The sequence below is a fragment of the Rhizobium sp. TH135 genome (assembly GCF_002855515.1).
Classification (GTDB): domain Bacteria; phylum Pseudomonadota; class Alphaproteobacteria; order Rhizobiales; family Rhizobiaceae; genus Allorhizobium.
Window position 1 is genome coordinate 613184 of the sequence record NZ_PKRP01000002.1, and the last position, 18354, is coordinate 631537.

Genomic DNA, 18354 nt, shown 5'->3' on the forward strand with positions numbered 1-18354 from the left:
TCATGCCGGCCGGCCTTCTTGACCACATCGTCAGATCAGAATTCCTGATAGGCCGAAGGGGATATTTCGTATTCCCGGTAAGCCGCCTCGACCGCCTGAATGCGCGAGGTGTCTTCAAGCCGGCTGCGGTTCTGGTTTGCGCTGATCTCGACCGCAGCCTTGCGCGACCCTTCAACCGTCCACAGTGCCGAGGCAAGCTGGTTGGAAAGAAGCGTGCTGGAGAAGGTGCTGGCACCGCTTGCGCGCGGGGCAGGTGTGTTTGCCGTTTCGGGTGCAGCATCCTCCGCGCCGACCGTGCTCGGCACGTGGCGGCTCTGATACGAGTAGCTGCTTAAGCCGCTTTCGATCCTCATGGCGGACACCTCGGTTGAAGAATTAACCTTTTGTTAACCTTTCAACCTTGCGCGAAGCTTGCGTCCCGCATTGCGTCATGACGATTGGCCCTTGCGAAACGGCCCGAGTGAAAGTACGCGCGCCGAATCATGAGCTTGAGGCATCACTGTTTCAGGCATTGCCAAAGCAATGCCCAAAACACACCCGTTATTGCTTGGAGAATGTGATCGGCGTCACCGCCTCACATCTTCCCCGCCAGCTTGATCGCATAGGCATATTCAAACGCGATTTCCTCCAGGCGCTGGAAACGTCCCGACTTGCCGCCATGGCCGGCGGCCATGTTGGTCTTCAGCAGGAACGGCCCGGCATCGGGAGCGGTGGCACGCAGCCGCGCGATCCACTTGGTGGGCTCCCAATAGGTGACGCGCGGGTCGGTGAGGCCGGAGAGCGCGATGATCGGCGGATAGGCCTTGGCCTCGACGTTGTCGTAAGGGCTGTAGGCCGCGATCCAGCGATATTCCTCTTCCGACTCGATCGGATTGCCCCATTCCGGCCATTCCGGCGGGGTGAGCGGCAGCGTGTCGTCGAGCATGGTGTTCAAGACGTCGACGAAGGGCACAGCAGCGATGATCCCGGCAAACTTCTCTGGCGCCATGTTGGCAACCGCCCCCATTAGCATGCCACCGGCCGATCCGCCTTCGGCGATGATCCGGTCGTAGGCGGTGAACTGCTCCTTCACCAGATGGTCGGCGGCCGAGATGAAGTCCTTGAAGGTGTTGACCTTCTTCTCCATCTTGCCGTCTTCATACCAGGAAAATCCCTTGTCCTTGCCGCCGCGGATATGGGCGATGGCATAGACGAAGCCCCGGTCCACCAGCGAGAGGCAATTGGTGTTGAAGCCGGCGGGAATGGTCATGCCATAGGCGCCATAGCCATAGAGCAGGCAGGGCGCGGAGCCGTCGAGCTTGGTGTCGCGACGATAGAGCAGGGTGACCGGCACCTTCTCGCCGTCATGGGCTTCGGCAAACACCCGGCGGGTGACATAGTCCTCCGGCTTGTGACCGGATGGCACTTCCTGGGTTTTCAAAAGCGTGCGCTCGCGCGTCGCCATATTGTAGTCGAACAGCTGCGAAGGCGTCGTCATTGAGGAATAGGAGAAGCGGATGACGTCTGTCTCGTATTCAGCAGCCCCCTGAAGCCCCAGCGAATAGGCTTCCTCGGCAAAGGCGATCGAATGCTCCTCGCCCGACGTGCGGTCGCGGATCATGATCACAGGCAGGCCTTCGCGGCGCTCCAGCCAGACGAGATGGCGGGCGAAAGCCATATGGTTGAGGATCAGCCGGCCCGGCTCGTGCGGCACGACCTCTTTCCAGTTCTCCCGGCCAGGAGCCGTCACCGGCGCCTCGACGATCTTGAAGTCCTTGGCATCGTCGGCGTTGGTCAGGATGTAGAAGACATCACCGCCTTCCGTCATCGAATACTCGACGCCTTCCTCGCGCTCGGCGACCAGTTGGGGCTCAGCCGTCAGGTCCTTGGTCGAGAGCAGGCGGTATTCCGAGGTCTCGTGGTCGTGGATGTCGATATAGATGAAGTCGTCGAGCAGCGAGCCGCCGACGCCCATGAAGAAACCGGGATCCTTCTCTTCGTAAACCAGGCGGTCGGAGGATTGCGGCTGACCCACGATGTGGTGGAAGACCTTGGACGGCCGGTGATTCTCGTCCTGCAGGGTATAGAAAAAGCTCTTGCCATCAGGCGCCCAGACTCCACCGCCGGCGGTGTTTTCCAGCACGTCGTCGAGATCCTGCTTGGTAGCGAGATCGCGGATACGCAGCGTGTAGTATTCCGAGCCCTTGTCGTCATAGCCCCAGATGCCAAAAGCGTGGTCGCTCGTATGGTCGATGCCGGACAAGCGGAAATAATCCTTGCCGACAGCCTCCTTGTCGCCGTCGAGCAGCAGGTCGCGGATTGTCTCGTCCTTCGGGCTGCCGTCGCGGGGAATACGGAAATAGCGCGGCTGCTCTCCCCCGGTGACGAAAGCCGAGCCATAGGCAAAGGGGCCGTCCTTCATTGGGATCGACGAGTCGTCTTCCTTGATGCGTCCCTTCATCTCGGCAAAGAGCTGGCCCTGCAGCTCTTTCGTGTCAGCCATCGCCGCTTCCATGTAGCCGTTCTCGGCTTCCAGGTATGAGCGGATTTCCGGGTCAAGGATCGAGGTATCCTTGAACATCGCCTGCCAGTTGTCGGCGCGCAGCCAGGCATAATCGTCCGTGCGTGTGACGCCGTGACGGGTATCGGAAACGGGCTTCTTGGCGACGACGGGCGGGGAGGGCAGGTTCTTGAAGACGGACAAGGGATATCCTTCCGGGAATGGAAACATTCAGCTTAGCGAGAGATAGAGAGGCGAGGGGCCGCGATCAAGCGGCCCAGAGGGGAAGGGCGGCGCGTGCCGATCAGCCGTCTGTGCCGGCCGTCGACTTTGCCCAGTCCATGTAAAGGTCCAGCGCCTTGCGCGTGACGGGGCCTTCCTGGAATTGCGCGTCGTCGAGCCGCGTCACAGGCACCACCTTGGAATAATTGCCGGTCTGGAAGATCTCGTCGGCATTCATGAAGTCTTCGACCGAAAGGGTTGCCTCGCGCACCTCGAAGCCCGCCTCGCGCAGCAGCCCCATGACGCGGGCACGCGTGATGCCGGCGAGGAAGGTGCGGTTGGCAGCGGGCGTGTAGACGACGCCATCCTTCACCATGAAGACGTTGGAGGAGGCAGTCTCGACCACGTTTCCATTCATGTCGCGCACCAGCGCATTGTCGAAGCCGCGTTTGCGCGCATCGATGATCATGCGGCCGGAATTCGGATAGAGGCTGCCGGTCTTGGCATCGGTCATCGCGCATTCCGGCGTCGGACGGCGGAAGGGCGACAGGGTAAGAGAGGAAGGCTTCGCGGTGTGCATCGGCGCTTCGAAGAGGCAGAGCGCAAACCGTGTCGATTCCGGATCGGCCGCAACCACCGAGCCCATCTGGCCGTGTTCTGCCCAATACATCGGCTTGATATAGATCGCCGTCTTGCCGTCGAACTTGGCGATGCCCTCCCAGGCAAGGCGTTCGATCTCTTCAGCTGCCATGACCGCCTTCATGCCCATGTTTTCGGCCGAGCGGTTGACGCGCTGGCAATGCAGGTCGAGATCGGGCGCGATGCCGTCGAACCAGCGTGCCCCGTCAAACACCGTCGAGCCCAGCCACATGGCGTGCGACACGGGGCCGATCAGCGGCGGGTTGCCGGTAAACCAGTCTCCATCCACATAGGTGAAGGTGGGTGTGCGGGCAGATGTGTCGACGGCCATGATGGTCTCCTATTCTCGTTGCTTTGCAGCAAAGTCGCAGCCGGCGGCGAGGTCAAGGCGAAACACGCCATGGAAACACGAATCCGCAGACAAGAGGGGCCGCAGACCGAAAAAATCCCGATTTCGACGTAAATCCAGAAACTTGCCTGATGGACCGATCAGAGTGGCTGATGGTGTTGCCTGTTTATTGCCGACAGGGCAGGCGGCGACGTGGTTAAAGTTCCCGTAACGCATTTCTGAAATATTGAACGAAGATGAAGTCGTGATCTGCGGGTCATGTGTTCTGCGTTTTCTTGGGGGTCATCATGAACAAGGTGCGTCTCGTCGCCCTTCTTGCCGCGTCGACTGCGGTTATATCTTCGCCAGTACACGCTGAAGGCTTCTTCTCCGGCAACTGGTATGTGACGCTCGGTGGCGCCGGCATCTCGGCCCCGACCTTCGAAGGCGCCAAGGACAACAAGTTCTTCTTCTCGCCGATCATTTCGGTCGGTCGCGGCGGCGCGCCGCGCTTCTCCTCGCGCAACGACAATCCGAGCTTTGCGATCTACGACACGGACGTGCTGCGCGCCGGTGTTGTCGGCAAGTTCCTGCCCGGCCGCGACGATGGCACGGACGACGCCCTGCGCGGCCTCTCCGAAGTTAAATGGGGCGGTGAACTCGGCGGCTTCGTCGATGTCTATGTCACCGACTGGATGCGTGCCCGCGGCGAACTGCGCCAGGGCATCCGCGCCCATGATGGCCTCGTCGCCGATATCGCGGTCGATGCCTTCACCGATATCGCCCCCAATCTGCGCGTCTCCGCCGGCCCGCGCATGACCTTTGCCACCAGCGGCTATACGGACGCCTATTACGGCGTGAACGCAGCGGAATCCGCTGCCTCCGGCCTCAGCCAGTATGATCCCGATGGCGGCATCACCTCTTACGGTGCCGGCGGTGCGATCACCTGGGATGCCACCGACAAGATCTCGATGAGCGCCTTTACCGAATACAAGCGCCTCTCAGGTCCGGCTGCCGATTCGAGCCTCGTCGAAGAGCGGGGCTCCAAGAACCAGCTGATGTTCGGCGTCTCCGCCAGCTACAAGTTCGGCGTCAGCTTCGACTGACGAAAGGCCGCAGCCGATTTTCGAGCCGGGAGGGCAGGGGGCAGTTTTCTTGGCCCCGCCCATGCTCTATCAACAGGGGCATGAGCACCGCCGATCCGAACATCGATCGCGTCATCGACGCGCCCTCTGACAATTTCGTCTATCGCATCCTGCCGCGATGGCTCTGGCCGCATGCCCAGCTTGCCCGCTGGGATCGCCCGATCGGCTGGCAGCTATTGATGTGGCCTTGTTTCTGGTCTTCAGCACTGGCTGCCAACGTTCTCGCGGCCGAAGGCCGATTGAATCTCGCGCTCTTCGCCTTCCACCTTTTCCTGTTTTTTGTCGGTTCGGTCGCCATGCGCGGCGCCGGCTGCACCTATAACGACCTCGTCGACCACGACATCGACAATCTGGTGGCCCGCACGCGGTCACGCCCGCTGCCGTCAGGCCGCATCTCGCGCCGCAATGCAAAGATCTTCATGGTCGTGCAATCGCTGGTCGGGCTCGCCGTGCTGCTCTGCTTCAACGGTTTCTCGATCCTGCTCGGCATCTTGTCGCTTGCCATCGTCGCGATCTATCCCTTCGCCAAGCGCTTCACCGACTGGCCGCAATTCTTCCTCGGCCTTGCCTTTTCCTGGGGTGGATTGATGGGCTGGGCCGGACTTCACGGCAATCTCTCGCTGGCCGCGATCCTGGTCTATGTCGGGGCGGTTGCCTGGACGATCGGTTATGACACGATCTACGCCCATCAGGACCGCGAGGACGATGCACTGGTCGGTGTGCGCTCGACAGCACGGCTCTTCGATCGCGACACCAAGATCTGGCTCACCGGTCTCTATGGCCTGACGCTGGTTTTGCTGGTGTCCGCAGTCATTGTCGCCGGTGCCGCCTGGCCCGCGATTGCAGGCCTGCTGGTGGCCGGTGCCCTCTTTGCCTGGCAGATCAAGGTCCTGGATATCGACGACGGCGCCCAGTGCCTTGCGCTGTTCAAGTCCAACAATCGCGTCGGCCTGATCATTTTTCTCGGGCTTGTCGCGGCCATCCCTTTCGCCTGATCTCTCTTCAGGTCGCGCTAATAAGCTGGGTGCGCTCGTGTCATTTCGGCACGGCTGTCTGCAAAAGACCCTCAAAAGCAGAGGCCCGGAAGTCGCCTTCCGGGCCTCTTGCATGTCCAGTCCTGGGACAGGATCAGTTTCTTGCGATGATTTCCTTTCCGGAAATCTTCATGGTTACACCGAGCTTGCCGGTCGTGCGGCGAACCAGGAAGCGCGGACGGCGCTCTGCGAAATAGGAATGGCGGCGACGCGGCTGCGTCTCCTTGGTGCGAACCTCGCCAAGATGCTCTTCGAGCGGGCGGGCAACACCATCGGCTTCCACCATCAGCATGGGGATCCGGAAGGCATCAGCCCAGCCGCGCCAGTCGGCGGCGATGTCGCAGAGATCGTGGGCGACGAGCAGCGGAATGCAGAGATCCGGGTCCTCGTGATGCAGTTCGAGCGTCACGGTGACTTCGCCGTCGCCGTGGTCGATGGCACGCGCAGCAACGCCCTTGAAGGCGCGGGCCGGAAGAGCGAAGGAAAGCGGCAGTCCGCTGCCGGGAAGGATCTTGCGCAGAACGGCGCCGCGCTCGTCAATCGTGATCGTGACGTCGCCCAGCGCACCGCGCAATGCGTAAGTAACCTGCTGGGGGAACCGCGACGGATCCAGACGCAGAGTGGCGCCGGCCCATGCTGGCTTCAAAACGGTGTTCGTCATCTTCATGCTACCCTTGTTTTACCCGAGAGCGCGTCATGTGCTCGTCTGTTCGGGACTTTTCGTCCTCTGTGGGTTGGAACATAGCCAGCCGCTGTTGGAGACAGCTTAAAAGATGCGGTAAAGAAAACCTTGCGCAGTCAAATGGTTAGTTTTGTCGTACCGGTCACGGTTTCAAAATGGTGAAATATGACGAGGGCCTGTTCCATCCCGAAACGATAAAGGGCTGACGAGGGCCAAAGGCGCCGATCGGGCGCCAGACCGACCCTTTGCTTCTTCATGATTTCATAAAGCTTGAGGCAAGGATTTCGCGTCATACTGTGATTCGCGCGCGTTCCGTCCTGCAGGGAAATCTGATGGTTTCGACCTATCTGAGCTACAATCTCGTCAATCGTGACATCAAGGCGAGCCTCAATCGCACGGGATCGGATCCGCTGGTTGCGCGCCAGACGGAGTATTTCAAAGAAAACATCAGCAAGGTCACGACGCTCGAGGAATTCCTCGACGACTACCAGCTATATTCCTATGCGATGAAGGCGCATGGTCTCGAAGAGATGACCTATGCCAAGGCCTTCATGAAAAAGGTGCTGGAAAGCGACCTTTCGGATGACGCCAGCTTCGCCAACCAGCTGACTGACGAGCGCTACCGCAACTTCGCCGCCTCCTTCCAATTCTCGGCGGAAAAGACCGATCTCCAGACCGACGCACAACAGGCCGAGATGCTGGAGAAATACGAGGCCTCGCTGGCCGCCCAGGGCGACACGCTTGAGGCCGAGGCCTTCTATTACGAGACGATGATCGACAAGGTCACCAATGTCAGCGGGCTGGTCAACAACAGCCGCCTGATGACGTTTGCGCTCGATGCCTACGGGATCGATGGCACCTATTACACCAAGGACCATCTCACCCAGATCCTGACCAGCGACACCTCGGATCCGGACAGCTACGTCAATCAGATGGTCGCGAACGGCGCGTCCAATGCGTCGAGCTTCCTCAAGCTCGCCCAGGCCTTCAGCTTCAATACGGACGGCACCCTGTCGGGTACGACCGCCCAGACGGCAGCTCAGAAGGAAGCGATCGTCTCGCTCTATGTCGAGGAAGAGCAGATCTACGTCACCGACTACTATCGTCAGCGCGAGCGTGCCTATTACGAGCAGAAGATCTCGACCATCACCTCGGTCGATGAGCTGACTGCGGACACGCGCCTCTTCAACTACGTCAAGACGGCCTTCGAACTAGGCTCCATGGGCGCTTCGACCTTCAAGCTGATCGTCACGAGCGACACCTCCGATCCGGCCAACTATGCCGCCACCAATGGTGGCGATGCCTGGGTGGCCATTGCCGGCAAGTTCAACTTCGGCACCGATGGCACGGTCGATTCAGGCATGACGGCCCAGGGGTCGACGCAGCTTGCATCGACCAATTCGGGCTTTGCTACATTCTATGACGATGCCGATCTCGAGCGCAAAGACGCGCTGACCGAACTCTTCAAGACCAATATCGCCGAGGTCGAAAACGTTGATGCGCTGCTCGCCGACACGACCATGCGTCTTGTCCTGCAGCGCACCTTCGGCTTTGAGGCCAACGAGTTCTCGGTTCGTGAGCTGAAGCAGGCACTGACCAGCGATTTCACCGATCCGAACAGCTATGCCAACAAATCGAAGGACAGCCGTCTGATCGAGATGTCGAAGCTCTTCAACTTCGATAGCGAAGGCAATGCCGCCGTGCCGCTTGCGCCCCACAATACACTGACCGCGACGATGATCGCCAAGCAATATGTGATCAACGAGGTTCGCTTCCTCGAAGGCACCGAGAAGACTTCGACCCAGGAAGCCGCAACCAAGAAGGCCGAGAATTACCAGGAGAAGATCCAGTCGATCGACACCGTGTCCGAGCTGCTGGCGGATCGCGAAGTGCTCGACGTGGTCATCGGCGCCTTCGGCCTCGATCCCGAAGAGGTAACCGACGACTTCCTCAAGCAGGCATTCGCCTCCGATCTGTCCGACCGCAAGAGCTTCGTCAACCAGCAGACCGACAATCGCTGGGCCGAGCTCGTCGCCTCCTTCAATTTCGATGCAAGCGGCAATCTGACCCGCCAGACCATGGGCACGATCCAGCAGCGCGGCGAGACCATGGAGACGGTCAACAAGTATCTGCGCCAGACACTGGAAGAGACCGAGGGCGAGAGCAACGAAGCTGTTCGCCTGGCGCTCTATTTCCAGCGCACCGCGCCGACCATCACCGATGCCTACGGTCTCATCGCCGACGACGCGCTCATGGCGGTCTTCCGCACCACCTTCGGCTATTCCGACGAGTTCTCCAACATGGATGTCGACCAGCAGGCGCGCATCATCGGCGAGAACATGGAACTGTCGGATCTTCAGGATCCGGCCAAGCTGGAACGCTTCCTGCAGCGTTATTCCGCGATGTACGATACCGAAAACGCCACATCCAACAGCCCAGCGCTTTCCATCCTGAGCGGTGGAAGTGCCGGCATCTCGGCCGATCTTCTTTTCAGTCTGGCACAGCTGAAAGCCTGATCAGAACTCTCAACGCGACCCGCCGGCTCTTGTCGGCGGGTTTGTTTTTGGCTATCGATATATCCATCGGGATATATCGAATGGGAGGCGACCTTGGTCAGGTCTTTCAAGCCAATCACAGCCGCATTGTTTGCGGCATTGGCGGCAGCAGCGGCAACAGCATTTGCAGCACCCGCCCGCGCGCAAGAGCCTGTGACCGTCTTTGCAGCTGCAAGCCTCAAGGAAAGCATCGAGCAAGTGGCCACGGCCTGGAAGGCCGCAGGCGGTACGGATGTCAGGTTCTCCTTTGCCGGAAGCTCGGCCCTCGCCAAGCAGATCGAAGAGGGTGCACCGGCGGATATCTTCATCTCGGCCGATCTCAAATGGATGGATCACCTCGATCAGGCAGGCCGGATCAAGACAGAAAGCCGCTTCGATCTCCTGAGTAACCGGATCGTGCTCGTCGCTCCGAAGGACTCGGAGCTGACGACGACAATCGTTCCGAATTTTCCGCTCGCCACCCTTCTCGGCGATGAGCGCCTCGCCATGGCCAATGTCGATGCCGTCCCCGCCGGGACCTATGGCAAGGCAGCGCTCGAAACCCTCGGTGTCTGGGAGAGCGTTAAAGACAAGGTCGCCCAAGCAGAGAATGTCCGGGCCGCCCTGCTGCTCGTCTCACGCGGCGAGGCGCCGCTCGGCATCGTCTATGAGACGGATGCGAGGGTCGACCCATCCGTGAAAATCCTCGACCGTTTCCCCGAGGAAAGCCACCCCGCAATCATCTACCCGGCGGCGCTGACCACAGACGGCAAGAACCCTGCTGCAGCCGACTTCCTGGCTTACTTGCGAGGGGCAGACGCTCATGCCATCTTCGCGGCCGCCGGCTTTACCGTGCTTGCCAAAACCAACTGAACCCACCTCGACCACGCATCCGGGATGCCCCTTTTGACCCTGACGGCTGAAGAATGGACCGCGATGCTGCTCAGCCTGAAGGTTGCGGCTGTGGCCGTCACCTTCTCGCTGCCGCTGGGACTGCTGGTCGCCTGGCTGCTTTCGCGCAAGGACTTCTGGGGCAAGTCGCTTCTGAACGGCCTTGTACATTTGCCGCTTATCCTGCCGCCTGTCGTCACCGGTTATCTGCTGCTCATCACATTTGGCAGGCGGGGCACGGTCGGCGCCTTCCTCGAACAGACCTTCGGCCTCGTATTTTCCTTCCGCTGGACGGGTGCCGCTCTTGCCGCAGCCGTCATGGGCTTTCCGCTACTGGTGCGCTCCATCCGCCTGTCGATGGATGCCGTCGACCGCCGCCTGGAAGCGGCTGCCGCAACGCTCGGCGCCCCGCCGGCTTACGTCTTCTTCACCGTCACCCTGCCGCTCATCCTGCCCGGCATTGCGGCCGGCGCGATCCTCGCCTTTGCCAAGTCCATGGGCGAGTTCGGGGCGACCATCACCTTCGTTTCCAACATCCCCGGCGAAACTCAGACGCTCGCCTCAGCGATCTACACCTATACCCAGGTGCCGGGCGGTGACCTCGCCGCCATGCGCCTGACGGTGATCTCCGTCGTCCTGTCGCTGGGCGCCTTGATTGCCTCCGAATTTCTCTCCCGGCGTATCGCCGCCCGCGTAGGAGCCACCTGATGCTGGAGCTCGCAATCCGCCACCGCCAGGGAGACTTCACGCTTCAGGCCGACCTGATGCTAGGCGAGGGCCTGACGGCCCTCTTCGGCGCATCCGGCTCCGGCAAGACGACGCTGATCAACATCGTCGCCGGCCTGACCCGCCCAGAGGAGGGGCGCATCACCTTCAACGGCGAGAGCTGGAGCGATACCGCGACCTTCCTGCCGCCGCACCGCCGCCGCATCGGCTATGTCTTCCAGGAGGGTCGTCTCTTCCCGCATCTGACGGTTCTGCAGAACCTGCGCTACGGCGAGCGCCTCCTGCCACGCGCCGAGCGTCGCGAAGACCTCGACCGCATCGCCACCTTGCTTGGCATCGCCGACCTGCTCACCCGCCGCCCGGCAAATCTCTCCGGCGGCGAAAAGCAGCGCGTGGCGCTCGGCCGCGCCCTGATGGCAAGCCCGAAGCTGATGTTGATGGACGAGCCGCTGTCGGCGCTGGACAGCGGCCTCAAGGCCCAGATCCTCCCCTATATCGAGCGCATCCGCGACGAGTTCGGCGTGCCGATCCTCTATGTCAGCCATTCCGTCGAGGAGGTGGCGCGGCTCGCAAATGCGGTGGTCACCTTTGCCGATGGGAGAGCGCAGGCCGTCGGTAGACCCTACGAGGCCTTGGCGACTGTTGCCCGCGCCTCCGGCGATCTCCCCGCCGGCAATTTTATCGAGGCCGAAATCACCGGTCACCATGAGGAGGACGGTCTCACCGAAGCGCTTTCCCCGGCCGGTCCCCTTCTCCTGCGGCGAACCCATCTGCCCATTGGCACCCGAGTGCGCGTCTTCGTTCCCGTCTCCGATATCGTCGTCGCCACCGAACCGGGAGAAGGCCTCTCGGCCCTAAATCGGCTCTCTGGCCGTGTTGTGGCAGTGGCGGAGGGATCGGGCGGAAGTGCAACCATTACCGTCGACTGCCAGGGCCAGACGATGGTGGCCGAAGTCACGCGTCGTTCCCTGCGCCAGCTGGCGCTTGCGCCCGGCAAGCCGGTGCATCTCTTGTTCAAGACGGTGTCGATCGCCTCGGAAGGCCTGTTCCGGCGAGCCCTGGCTGAACGAGGCTGATATGCCCTCAGCCGTCGTCTTCGACCTTGCGTCCTTCGGCAACGAAATCCACGGCCTCGACGCTCTGGAGCCAGTCTAGTTCCGCCGACAGCGCCTTGCGGCTCTCCGCATCCATCCGTCGGCAGGCGCGAAGCAGCGTCTCGCCGAACGGCGTCAAACCCGCGCCGCCACCGCTCTTGCCCCCATGGCGAGTGAAGATCGAAGGCTCGCGGAACATGCGGTTGATCTCGTCGGCCAACAGCCAGGCCCGCCGATAGGACATGCCCATGGCGGCTCCTGCTGCCCGGATCGAACCATGCTCCTCGATCAGCGCCAGAAGCTGCGCCTTGCCCGGCCCGAGCCGGGCGCCGTTGGCGAGGTCAATCCGGAGCGAAAGGCGAGGGGAGCCGGTCATCGGATCAGCCGATCACCTTGCCAGGGTTCATAATGCCGGCGGGATCAAAGGCCTGCTTGATGCGACGCATCAGCTCGGTCTCAATGGCCGGACGGCTGGCCGCAAGCTCGTCGCGCTTCAACTGGCCGACACCGTGTTCCGCCGAGATCGAGCCGGTATGTTTGTGAACGACCGCATGCACCACCGCATTCACCTCGCGCCAGCGGGCGATGAACGCAGCCTTGTCGGCGCCGACTGGCTGGCTGATGTTGTAGTGGATGTTGCCATCGCCCAGGTGCCCGAAGGCGCAGATGCGGGCATCCGGCATCAGCGCATGCACCGCAGCGTCGGCTTCCGCGAGGAAAGCCGGGATGCGCGAGATCGGCACGGAGACATCATGCTTGATCGAACCGCCCTCAGGGCGCTGCGCCTCCGACATGCTTTCGCGCAGGTGCCAGAAGGCATCCTGCTGGGCGATCGAACTGGCGATCGCCGCATCTGACACCAGTCCAGCCTCATGCGCCTCGGCGAGCAGCTCGTGCATCATGGTGTCTGCAGCCTCGGCGGAATCCGAGGTCGAGATGTCGACCAGCGCATACCAGGGATGGATGGAGGCCAGCGGATCGCGCACGCCGGGGATATGCTTCGTGGTAAATTCGATGCCGATGCGCGGCATCAGCTCGAAGCCGGTCAGTGCCGAGCCGCAGCGTTGCGAAGCCTTTTCGAAAAGTGCGAGCGCCGCGTTCGGCGATGCAAGCCCGACATAGGCCACCTGCCGCCCGCGCGGGCGCGGTACCATCTTGAGGACTGCGCCGGTGATCACGCCAAGCGTGCCTTCTGCGCCGATGAAGAGATCGCGCAGATCGTAGCCGCTATTGTCTTTCTTCAGGCGCCTGAGGCCATCCCAGATCTCGCCGGTCGGCAGCACGACTTCCAACCCAAGGCAGAGCTGGCGCATGTTGCCATAGGCAAGCACCGCCGTTCCGCCGGCATTGGTCGCGAGATTGCCGCCGATCCGGCAAGAGCCTTCCGAGCCGAGCGACAGCGGAAACAGCCGGTCATGCGCCTCGGCCGCCTTCTGCACGTCGGCCAGGATCGCCCCACCATCGGCGACGATCACGTCTGCAACCGGATCGACTTCGCGGATCCTGTTCATTCGCTCCAGCGAGAGCAGCACGTCGTGGCCGTCTTCGCGCGGCACTTGCCCGCCGACAAGCCCGGTGCGCCCGCTGACCGGCACGATCGATGTGCCTGTCTCGGAGGCGAGCTTGAGGATGGCTGAAACCTCCTGCGTCGAGCCAGGCTTCAGCACCAGCGGCGAGGCGCCGTGATAGAGCCCCCGGTTCTCCGTCAGATAGGGCTTGATATCATGGGCGGCGGTCAGCGCATTGGCCTCGCCGACGATGTCGACGAAAGCGCGCAGACGCTCTGCAAGGCTCATGGTCACGGTCATCTCAGTCATCCCTCGGTCCCGCGGGGTGCAGCCGCCCGCATCAGCCGGTCGTTGATCGCCTCGCCCAGACCCTCGTCCGGGATCGGTGCGACCGCGATGCCCCCAGCCCCGCTCGCATCCGCACGCTTCAAGAAGTCGAAGAGGTTGCTGGCGGCCTCGGCGAGGTCGCCATTGGGGCTGAGGTTGAATACCGCAGTCGCGGTCGATGCTCCGGATATGTTGCTCGCGCCGAAGGCAATCAAGGCTTCCGTGCTCGACACCTTTGTCGCATTCAGTCGCACCGAAGCGTTAGGTGCATAATGCGAGGCGAGCATGCCGGGCGCCTCGATTGCTGCCGTGCCGGAGGCCTTGGGGCGGATGACGGTCTTGCCCGTGACCGCTTCGATTGCCTCGGCCTCGATCCCGCCCGGCCTCAGCAGCCGGATCTCGCCCTCTTCGACCTTCACGATCGTCGATTCCACCCCGACGGGGCAGGGGCCGCCATCGACGATGACCTCGATCTTCTGGCCGAGATCGGCCTCGACATGCCGGGCCGTCGTCGGGCTGATGCGCCCCGATGAGTTGGCGCTGGGGGCCGCAAGCGGTCGCCCCAAGCTGCGGATGAGCTTTGCTGTAAACCCGACGGGCACGCGAATGCCGACCGTGTCGAGCCCGGCTGTGGCCAGCAGGTGGATGCCGCAGTTCTCTTTCAGCGGAAGCACCAACGTCAGCGGCCCGGGCCAGAAGGCCTCGGCCAACTTACGCGAGATCGGGTCGAACACGGCATAACGCTCCGCCATGGCAAGATCCGCCATATGGCAGATCAGCGGGTTGAAGCGCGGGCGCCCCTTGGTCTCGTAGATGGAAGTGATGGCTGCCGGATGGGTGGCGTCGGCGGCAAGCCCGTAAACGGTCTCCGTCGGGATGGCCACGGGCCGGTGGCGCAACAGCACGTCGGTGGCAGCTGCGATCGCCTCCGCTCTGTCCGTATCTGTTGCGATCGGGATGATCCGCGCCATGTCTCCGAGCCTTCCAGTCTGCCTTTGCCCGTCCATATCCCGAGCCGGGCAAGGCGGCAAACCTCTTTTTCGGCGCAAGCAATCCCAGATTCCACCCTATTTTTTTAAGGGGGTACGCTAACTGTTCGAATTTTAACTACCGGCGTAACCGAAAGAAAGAATTGTTCGCCTATGGTTTATCCAAGAGACGGAAAAGCGTCATTCGGGGAAGTGGACAGATGCAGCAAGTCAAGAATCCGGCCGCAAGCATTGCGCTACGCGTCGCGACCGCCATGCATCAGATGGGCATAGACGGTCTGCCGCGCAATTACGAACTGGTCTACGAGGCCTATTCGGGCAGCAATCCGGAGCTGGTGCGCGAATTCATCGCCCTCGGTAAGATCAAGTCCCAGGAAGCGCTCGACGAACTCGGCCGCAAATACCTGCCGCATCACCACGAAGACGGGCTGCTGAGCCGCCAGAATGGCCAGGTTCGCGCCGAGATGAGCAACTTTATCTCGCTCCTCAACGAGGAGAAAATCTCGCTCACCGATTACGGCCGCGTCATCGGCCATGCCTCCAAGACCATCCTGACGGAAGCCGATCTCGAAGGCACGCCGCTTGGCCAGTCGATCAAGATGCTGAAGGCCGCGACGGAAAAGCGCGCCCACCAGAACAGCAATGTCGTGCGCGCCGTGGTCGATAAGACCGCATCGCTGGCCGACCTGCAGCGTGAGGCGGAAGAGGCCGAAGCCGCGAAGTTCGTGGATCCGGTTACCCGCCTTGCCAGCCGCCGCGCCTTCAACAAGGCCGTCGCCAAGATCTATGCAAACCCGGAAATGCCGGTGCTCTGCGGCGTCGCGATCGGTGAGATCGACGACTACGCCCGTATCCAGGAGCAGATGGGCCCAGCCGTTGCCGAGCGCTTCCTGATGCAGGTTGCCAAGGTGCTGGAAGCCGTGTCCGGCGGTGGCGATCTCGCCTGCCGCTTCGATGCCGGCCGCTTTGGTCTTCTGCTCTACACGTCGGACCAGGAAGAGATCAGCCGCGTCGTCGATCTCGTTCGCGCCAAGCTCAAGGCCACCAATTTCGTCGGCTCGTCGACGGGTGCCCGCATGGGCCAGCTCGGCATGTCCTTCGGCATCTGCTTCTCGGAGCAGGCCCCGAACGCCTTCGACTTCACCAACTTCGCCGAAAAGGCGCTCGCCACCTCGAAGGCAGCCGGCGGCGATACCGTGACGATCTACGGCGCAAGCGATTACGTGTCGAAGGATTGGCTGCTCTACAAGAAGAAGCCGGTCGGCGGTTTCGGCGCCTGAGCGCCAAAGTCCGCTTTCAAAGCTTTGCGATGATCTTCCTGAGCTCGGCGTCTCGTGCGCCGAGCATCAGCACGTTCCGCAGCGCCTCTTTCGGATCCACGGTCTGGAACAGCAGGCCATTGTTGCGGAACGAACGGTCGATAGCCATCGACTTGGCCTCCGCCTCAGGCTTGATCGCCACGGCGAAATACATCCGTCCGTAATTCTGCTTGATCTGCTCGAAGAACACCTCTTGGCCGCCGAGTTCGGCAAAGAAATTGGCGATGTAGAAGGCCCATTTGACATCGGCATATTGCGCGAAATTCGTGCGCGCCGCCGTCACGTGACAGTAGCCCAGATGCGGACTGTTGTTCAGCGTGCGGTGGAAGATGACCTTCGGAAACTTGATCGAGCGATGGAAGCCGTTGATCCGCTCATGGGTCGTTTCTGCCGCCCGCTCCAGCCGCCGACCTGTCCGTGCCGCCACTTCCTCATAGGAAAGATAGCGTCGCTCGTCCGGCAGCCAGTCCTCACGGCTACGCGAGATCCGACCGGTTCTGAGGAACTCGGTATGGACTGCCTTTGAGGATGGCGGCGTTTTCGTTTCCGCTTTGGGAGCCGCGTAGTATCTCAGTTTCTGCATCTTGACGCTCTGACGTACCCGGACTGATTGCTTGAGCTTAGCGCAGCATGGTTAATCATGATTTGATGGTATTCTACATGAGCGAGGTTTCGCGAGGCTTGCCGCAGTGCAAATCTTGAAACTCACCCCCTGATCGCGCGTTTGCGCCATCCCGTCTCCCGACATTTCCTAGCTTCTACTCTACGCCACGGAAATTACAGGAGAATTCGTCTCCTCGTGTTTTCGCGGGCATTCTGTCGTCATGTCGCAAACGATTTCGGGCGTGTCGTTCCGCAATGCAGCGCCGCTCTACGCCCTGTGATTAGATGATTGTGAGCTCGAGGTGCTGCCCTGCTAGGGAGGGTGGGAAATCGGGAAGCCGGTCGAAATCCGGCGCTGCCCCCGCAACGGTGGTGGAGAATGCGTTTTGGCAAAAGGCCACTGGGGGCGACCCTGGGAAGGCGCCGACGCGGTCCGCGAATGGACCACTCCTGAGCCCGGAAACCAGCCTCGGCAGATGGACATTTGAGGTTGCGGCGGGCGACCGGAGATAGCCATGCAAACCGCCTTCCCAGGGCGATGGCAGGCTGTGCTCTTTTCTCCCCCGAGTTTTGAAAACGAGGACGACATGGACCTGCAGGCCAACGTGCTGCGCCAGCTGAAGAACCGCCGCGAAGGCTTCTCGCTCGAGCAGCCCTTCTACATCGATCAGGATTACTTCAAGCTCGACATGGAGATGATCTGGTATCGCGACTGGCTGTTCATCGGCCATGACTGCGAGATCCCGCGCGCCGGCAATTATTTCACGGCCCAGATCGGCGATTACCCTGTCGTCATCGTGCGCGGCAAGGATCAGGCCATCCGCGCCTTCCACAACACCTGTCGCCATCGCGGCCACCGCGTCTGCACCAAGGACAAGGGTGCCGCTGCCAAGCTCGTCTGCCCCTATCACAACTGGACCTATGACCTCGACGGCTCGCTGGTCTTCGCCCGCCAGATGGGCGAGACTTTCGACAAGGCCGAGTTCGGCCTGAAGACCGTCCATTGCGAAAGCGTCGGCGGCTATATCTTCGTCTGCCTCGCCAACGAAGCTCCAGATTTCGCCCCGATGCGCGCTTCCATCGAGCCGTATCTCGCGCCGCACCGCCTCTGGGAAGCCAAAGTCGCCCACAAGAACACGATCATCGAGAAGGGCAACTGGAAGCTCGTCTGGGAAAACAACCGCGAGTGCTACCACTGCGCCAGCAACCATCCCGAACTCTGCCGCACTTATCCGGAAGCTCCGACCGCAACCGGCGTTCAGGGTGCCGGCGATGACCCGTTCATCTCAGAGCACTGGGCGCGCTGCGAGGCCGCCGGCCTGCCGTCCGCCTTCAACATGGACCCGACAGGCCAGTTCCGCACCGCCCGTATGCCGCTGATTCAGGACGCCGAGAGCTACACCATGTCCGGCCAGCGCGCGGTGAAGAAGCCGCTCTCCGCCGACGTGCCGATCAGCCATATCGGCACCATGCTGCTCTTCCACTACCCGACGACCTGGAACCACATTCTCGGCGACCACGCGATTTCCTTCCGCGTCCTGCCGCTGTCGGCCGAAGAGACGGCCGTCACCACCACCTGGCTGGTGAACAAGGATGCGGTCGAAGGCGTCGATTACGACTTGGAAGAGCTGACCCATGTCTGGAACATGACCAATGATCAGGACCGCTCGATCGTCGAGGAAAACGCCTTCGGCATTCGCTCGCCGGCCTATGAGCCCGGTCCCTATTCCGTCGATCACGAAGGCGGCGTCATGCAGTTCGTCGAATGGTATTCCAACTTCATGACGGGCCGCCTTCAGGGCGACAAGGCTCGCCTCTCCGTGGTGGCCTGATC

The 18354-nt window shown here is 61.6% G+C and carries 16 protein-coding genes and 1 riboswitch; of the genes, 8 read left to right on the forward strand and 8 right to left on the reverse strand.

All coding sequences use genetic code 11. The features are described 5' to 3' along the window. Positions 1 to 35 precede the first annotated feature (35 nt). The 3 genes from C0V73_RS07940 to C0V73_RS07950 form a co-directional block, all read right to left on the reverse strand. Positions 36 to 353, reverse strand: a complete 318-nt coding sequence (locus C0V73_RS07940) for a hypothetical protein (RefSeq protein ID WP_102019438.1) — start codon at positions 351 to 353, stop codon at positions 36 to 38. A 221-nt stretch (positions 354 to 574) separates the two neighbouring features. Next, positions 575 to 2683, reverse strand: coding sequence for a S9 family peptidase (locus C0V73_RS07945; protein ID WP_102019439.1), 2109 nt, complete (start codon positions 2681 to 2683; stop codon positions 575 to 577). Between the two features lie 100 nt (positions 2684 to 2783). Continuing rightward, the gene (locus tag C0V73_RS07950; protein WP_102019440.1) at positions 2784 to 3671 is read right to left on the reverse strand and encodes a branched-chain amino acid aminotransferase; all 888 of its coding nucleotides are present in this window, start codon (positions 3669 to 3671) and stop codon (positions 2784 to 2786) included. A 305-nt stretch (positions 3672 to 3976) separates the two neighbouring features. Between C0V73_RS07950 and C0V73_RS07955 the strand changes: the two genes are divergently transcribed. After that, entirely contained in the window at positions 3977 to 4774 is a 798-nt protein-coding gene (locus C0V73_RS07955) for a MipA/OmpV family protein (protein ID WP_102019647.1), read from the forward strand. Between the two features lie 80 nt (positions 4775 to 4854). Then, entirely contained in the window at positions 4855 to 5808 is a 954-nt protein-coding gene (gene ubiA / locus C0V73_RS07960) for a 4-hydroxybenzoate octaprenyltransferase (RefSeq protein ID WP_102019441.1), read from the forward strand. Between the two features lie 133 nt (positions 5809 to 5941). Here ubiA and C0V73_RS07965 read toward each other — a convergent pair whose 3' ends face one another. After that, positions 5942 to 6508 carry a DUF6101 family protein gene (locus tag C0V73_RS07965; protein ID WP_102019648.1) on the reverse strand — a complete coding sequence of 189 codons (567 nt, stop codon included), beginning with the start codon at positions 6506 to 6508 and terminating at the stop codon, positions 5942 to 5944. A gap of 353 nt (positions 6509 to 6861) precedes the next feature. On the opposite strand from C0V73_RS07965, the gene C0V73_RS07970 reads away from it, so the two are divergent. From C0V73_RS07970 to modC, 4 genes are all read left to right on the forward strand, one after another. Continuing rightward, on the forward strand, positions 6862 to 9045 hold the full coding sequence (locus tag C0V73_RS07970) for a DUF1217 domain-containing protein (protein WP_102019442.1): 2184 nt from the start codon (positions 6862 to 6864) through the stop codon (positions 9043 to 9045). 138 nt (positions 9046 to 9183) lie between these two features. Then, positions 9184 to 9936: a molybdate ABC transporter substrate-binding protein gene (gene modA / locus C0V73_RS07975; RefSeq protein WP_245407925.1), complete on the forward strand. Its 753-nt coding sequence runs from the start codon at positions 9184 to 9186 to the stop codon at positions 9934 to 9936. A 24-nt stretch (positions 9937 to 9960) separates the two neighbouring features. Continuing rightward, positions 9961 to 10662, forward strand: coding sequence for a molybdate ABC transporter permease subunit (gene modB / locus C0V73_RS07980; RefSeq protein WP_102019443.1), 702 nt, complete (start codon positions 9961 to 9963; stop codon positions 10660 to 10662). Next, positions 10662 to 11756, forward strand: coding sequence for a molybdenum ABC transporter ATP-binding protein (gene modC / locus C0V73_RS07985; RefSeq protein ID WP_102019444.1), 1095 nt, complete (start codon positions 10662 to 10664; stop codon positions 11754 to 11756). Before modB ends, modC begins: the two co-directional genes overlap by 1 nt. A gap of 7 nt (positions 11757 to 11763) precedes the next feature. Here modC and C0V73_RS07990 read toward each other — a convergent pair whose 3' ends face one another. From C0V73_RS07990 to C0V73_RS08000, 3 genes are read right to left on the reverse strand one after another with little or no spacing between them, the layout of a single operon-like run. Beyond that, positions 11764 to 12150 (reverse strand): LysR family transcriptional regulator, encoded by a 387-nt coding sequence (locus C0V73_RS07990; protein WP_102019445.1) that lies wholly within the window; start codon positions 12148 to 12150, stop codon positions 11764 to 11766. Positions 12151 to 12154: 4 nt separating this feature from the next. Continuing rightward, positions 12155 to 13591 (reverse strand): FAD-binding oxidoreductase, encoded by a 1437-nt coding sequence (locus C0V73_RS07995; RefSeq protein ID WP_102019446.1) that lies wholly within the window; start codon positions 13589 to 13591, stop codon positions 12155 to 12157. After that, the gene (locus tag C0V73_RS08000) at positions 13588 to 14580 is read right to left on the reverse strand and encodes an L-threonylcarbamoyladenylate synthase (protein WP_102019447.1); all 993 of its coding nucleotides are present in this window, start codon (positions 14578 to 14580) and stop codon (positions 13588 to 13590) included. The genes C0V73_RS07995 and C0V73_RS08000 overlap by 4 nt, the downstream gene beginning before the upstream one ends. 218 nt (positions 14581 to 14798) lie before the next feature. Between C0V73_RS08000 and C0V73_RS08005 the strand changes: the two genes are divergently transcribed. After that, entirely contained in the window at positions 14799 to 15878 is a 1080-nt protein-coding gene (locus C0V73_RS08005; protein ID WP_102019448.1) for a GGDEF domain-containing protein, read from the forward strand. Positions 15879 to 15894: 16 nt separating this feature from the next. On the opposite strand, the gene C0V73_RS08010 is transcribed toward C0V73_RS08005, so the two are convergent. Beyond that, positions 15895 to 16500, reverse strand: a complete 606-nt coding sequence (locus tag C0V73_RS08010; protein WP_102019449.1) for a DUF6656 family protein — start codon at positions 16498 to 16500, stop codon at positions 15895 to 15897. A gap of 303 nt (positions 16501 to 16803) precedes the next feature. Next, positions 16804 to 17007, forward strand: a riboswitch (cobalamin riboswitch). 100 nt (positions 17008 to 17107) lie between these two features. Between C0V73_RS08010 and C0V73_RS08015 the strand changes: the two genes are divergently transcribed. Continuing rightward, positions 17108 to 18352: an aromatic ring-hydroxylating dioxygenase subunit alpha gene (locus C0V73_RS08015; protein ID WP_102019450.1), complete on the forward strand. Its 1245-nt coding sequence runs from the start codon at positions 17108 to 17110 to the stop codon at positions 18350 to 18352. Positions 18353 to 18354 lie beyond the last annotated feature (2 nt).

What these genes read in the sequence shown, in the direction of transcription:
- C0V73_RS07955 (WP_102019647.1), top strand. Translation starts at nt 3,977, where the DNA reads ATGAACAAGGTGCGTCTCGTCGCCCTTCTTGCCGCGTCGACTGCGGTT.
- ubiA (WP_102019441.1), top strand. Translation starts at nt 4,855, where the DNA reads ATGAGCACCGCCGATCCGAACATCGATCGCGTCATCGACGCGCCCTCT.
- C0V73_RS08005 (WP_102019448.1), top strand. Translation starts at nt 14,799, where the DNA reads ATGCAGCAAGTCAAGAATCCGGCCGCAAGCATTGCGCTACGCGTCGCG.
- C0V73_RS07995 (WP_102019446.1), bottom strand. Translation starts at nt 13,591, where the DNA reads ATGACTGAGATGACCGTGACCATGAGCCTTGCAGAGCGTCTGCGCGCT.
- C0V73_RS07970 (WP_102019442.1), top strand. Translation starts at nt 6,862, where the DNA reads ATGGTTTCGACCTATCTGAGCTACAATCTCGTCAATCGTGACATCAAG.
- C0V73_RS08010 (WP_102019449.1), bottom strand. Translation starts at nt 16,500, where the DNA reads ATGCAGAAACTGAGATACTACGCGGCTCCCAAAGCGGAAACGAAAACG.
- C0V73_RS07950 (WP_102019440.1), bottom strand. Translation starts at nt 3,671, where the DNA reads ATGGCCGTCGACACATCTGCCCGCACACCCACCTTCACCTATGTGGAT.
- modC (WP_102019444.1), top strand. Translation starts at nt 10,662, where the DNA reads ATGCTGGAGCTCGCAATCCGCCACCGCCAGGGAGACTTCACGCTTCAG.
- C0V73_RS07965 (WP_102019648.1), bottom strand. Translation starts at nt 6,508, where the DNA reads ATGACGAACACCGTTTTGAAGCCAGCATGGGCCGGCGCCACTCTGCGT.
- C0V73_RS08015 (WP_102019450.1), top strand. Translation starts at nt 17,108, where the DNA reads ATGGACCTGCAGGCCAACGTGCTGCGCCAGCTGAAGAACCGCCGCGAA.
- modB (WP_102019443.1), top strand. Translation starts at nt 9,961, where the DNA reads ATGCCCCTTTTGACCCTGACGGCTGAAGAATGGACCGCGATGCTGCTC.
- C0V73_RS07940 (WP_102019438.1), bottom strand. Translation starts at nt 353, where the DNA reads ATGAGGATCGAAAGCGGCTTAAGCAGCTACTCGTATCAGAGCCGCCAC.
- C0V73_RS07990 (WP_102019445.1), bottom strand. Translation starts at nt 12,150, where the DNA reads ATGACCGGCTCCCCTCGCCTTTCGCTCCGGATTGACCTCGCCAACGGC.
- C0V73_RS08000 (WP_102019447.1), bottom strand. Translation starts at nt 14,580, where the DNA reads ATGGCGCGGATCATCCCGATCGCAACAGATACGGACAGAGCGGAGGCG.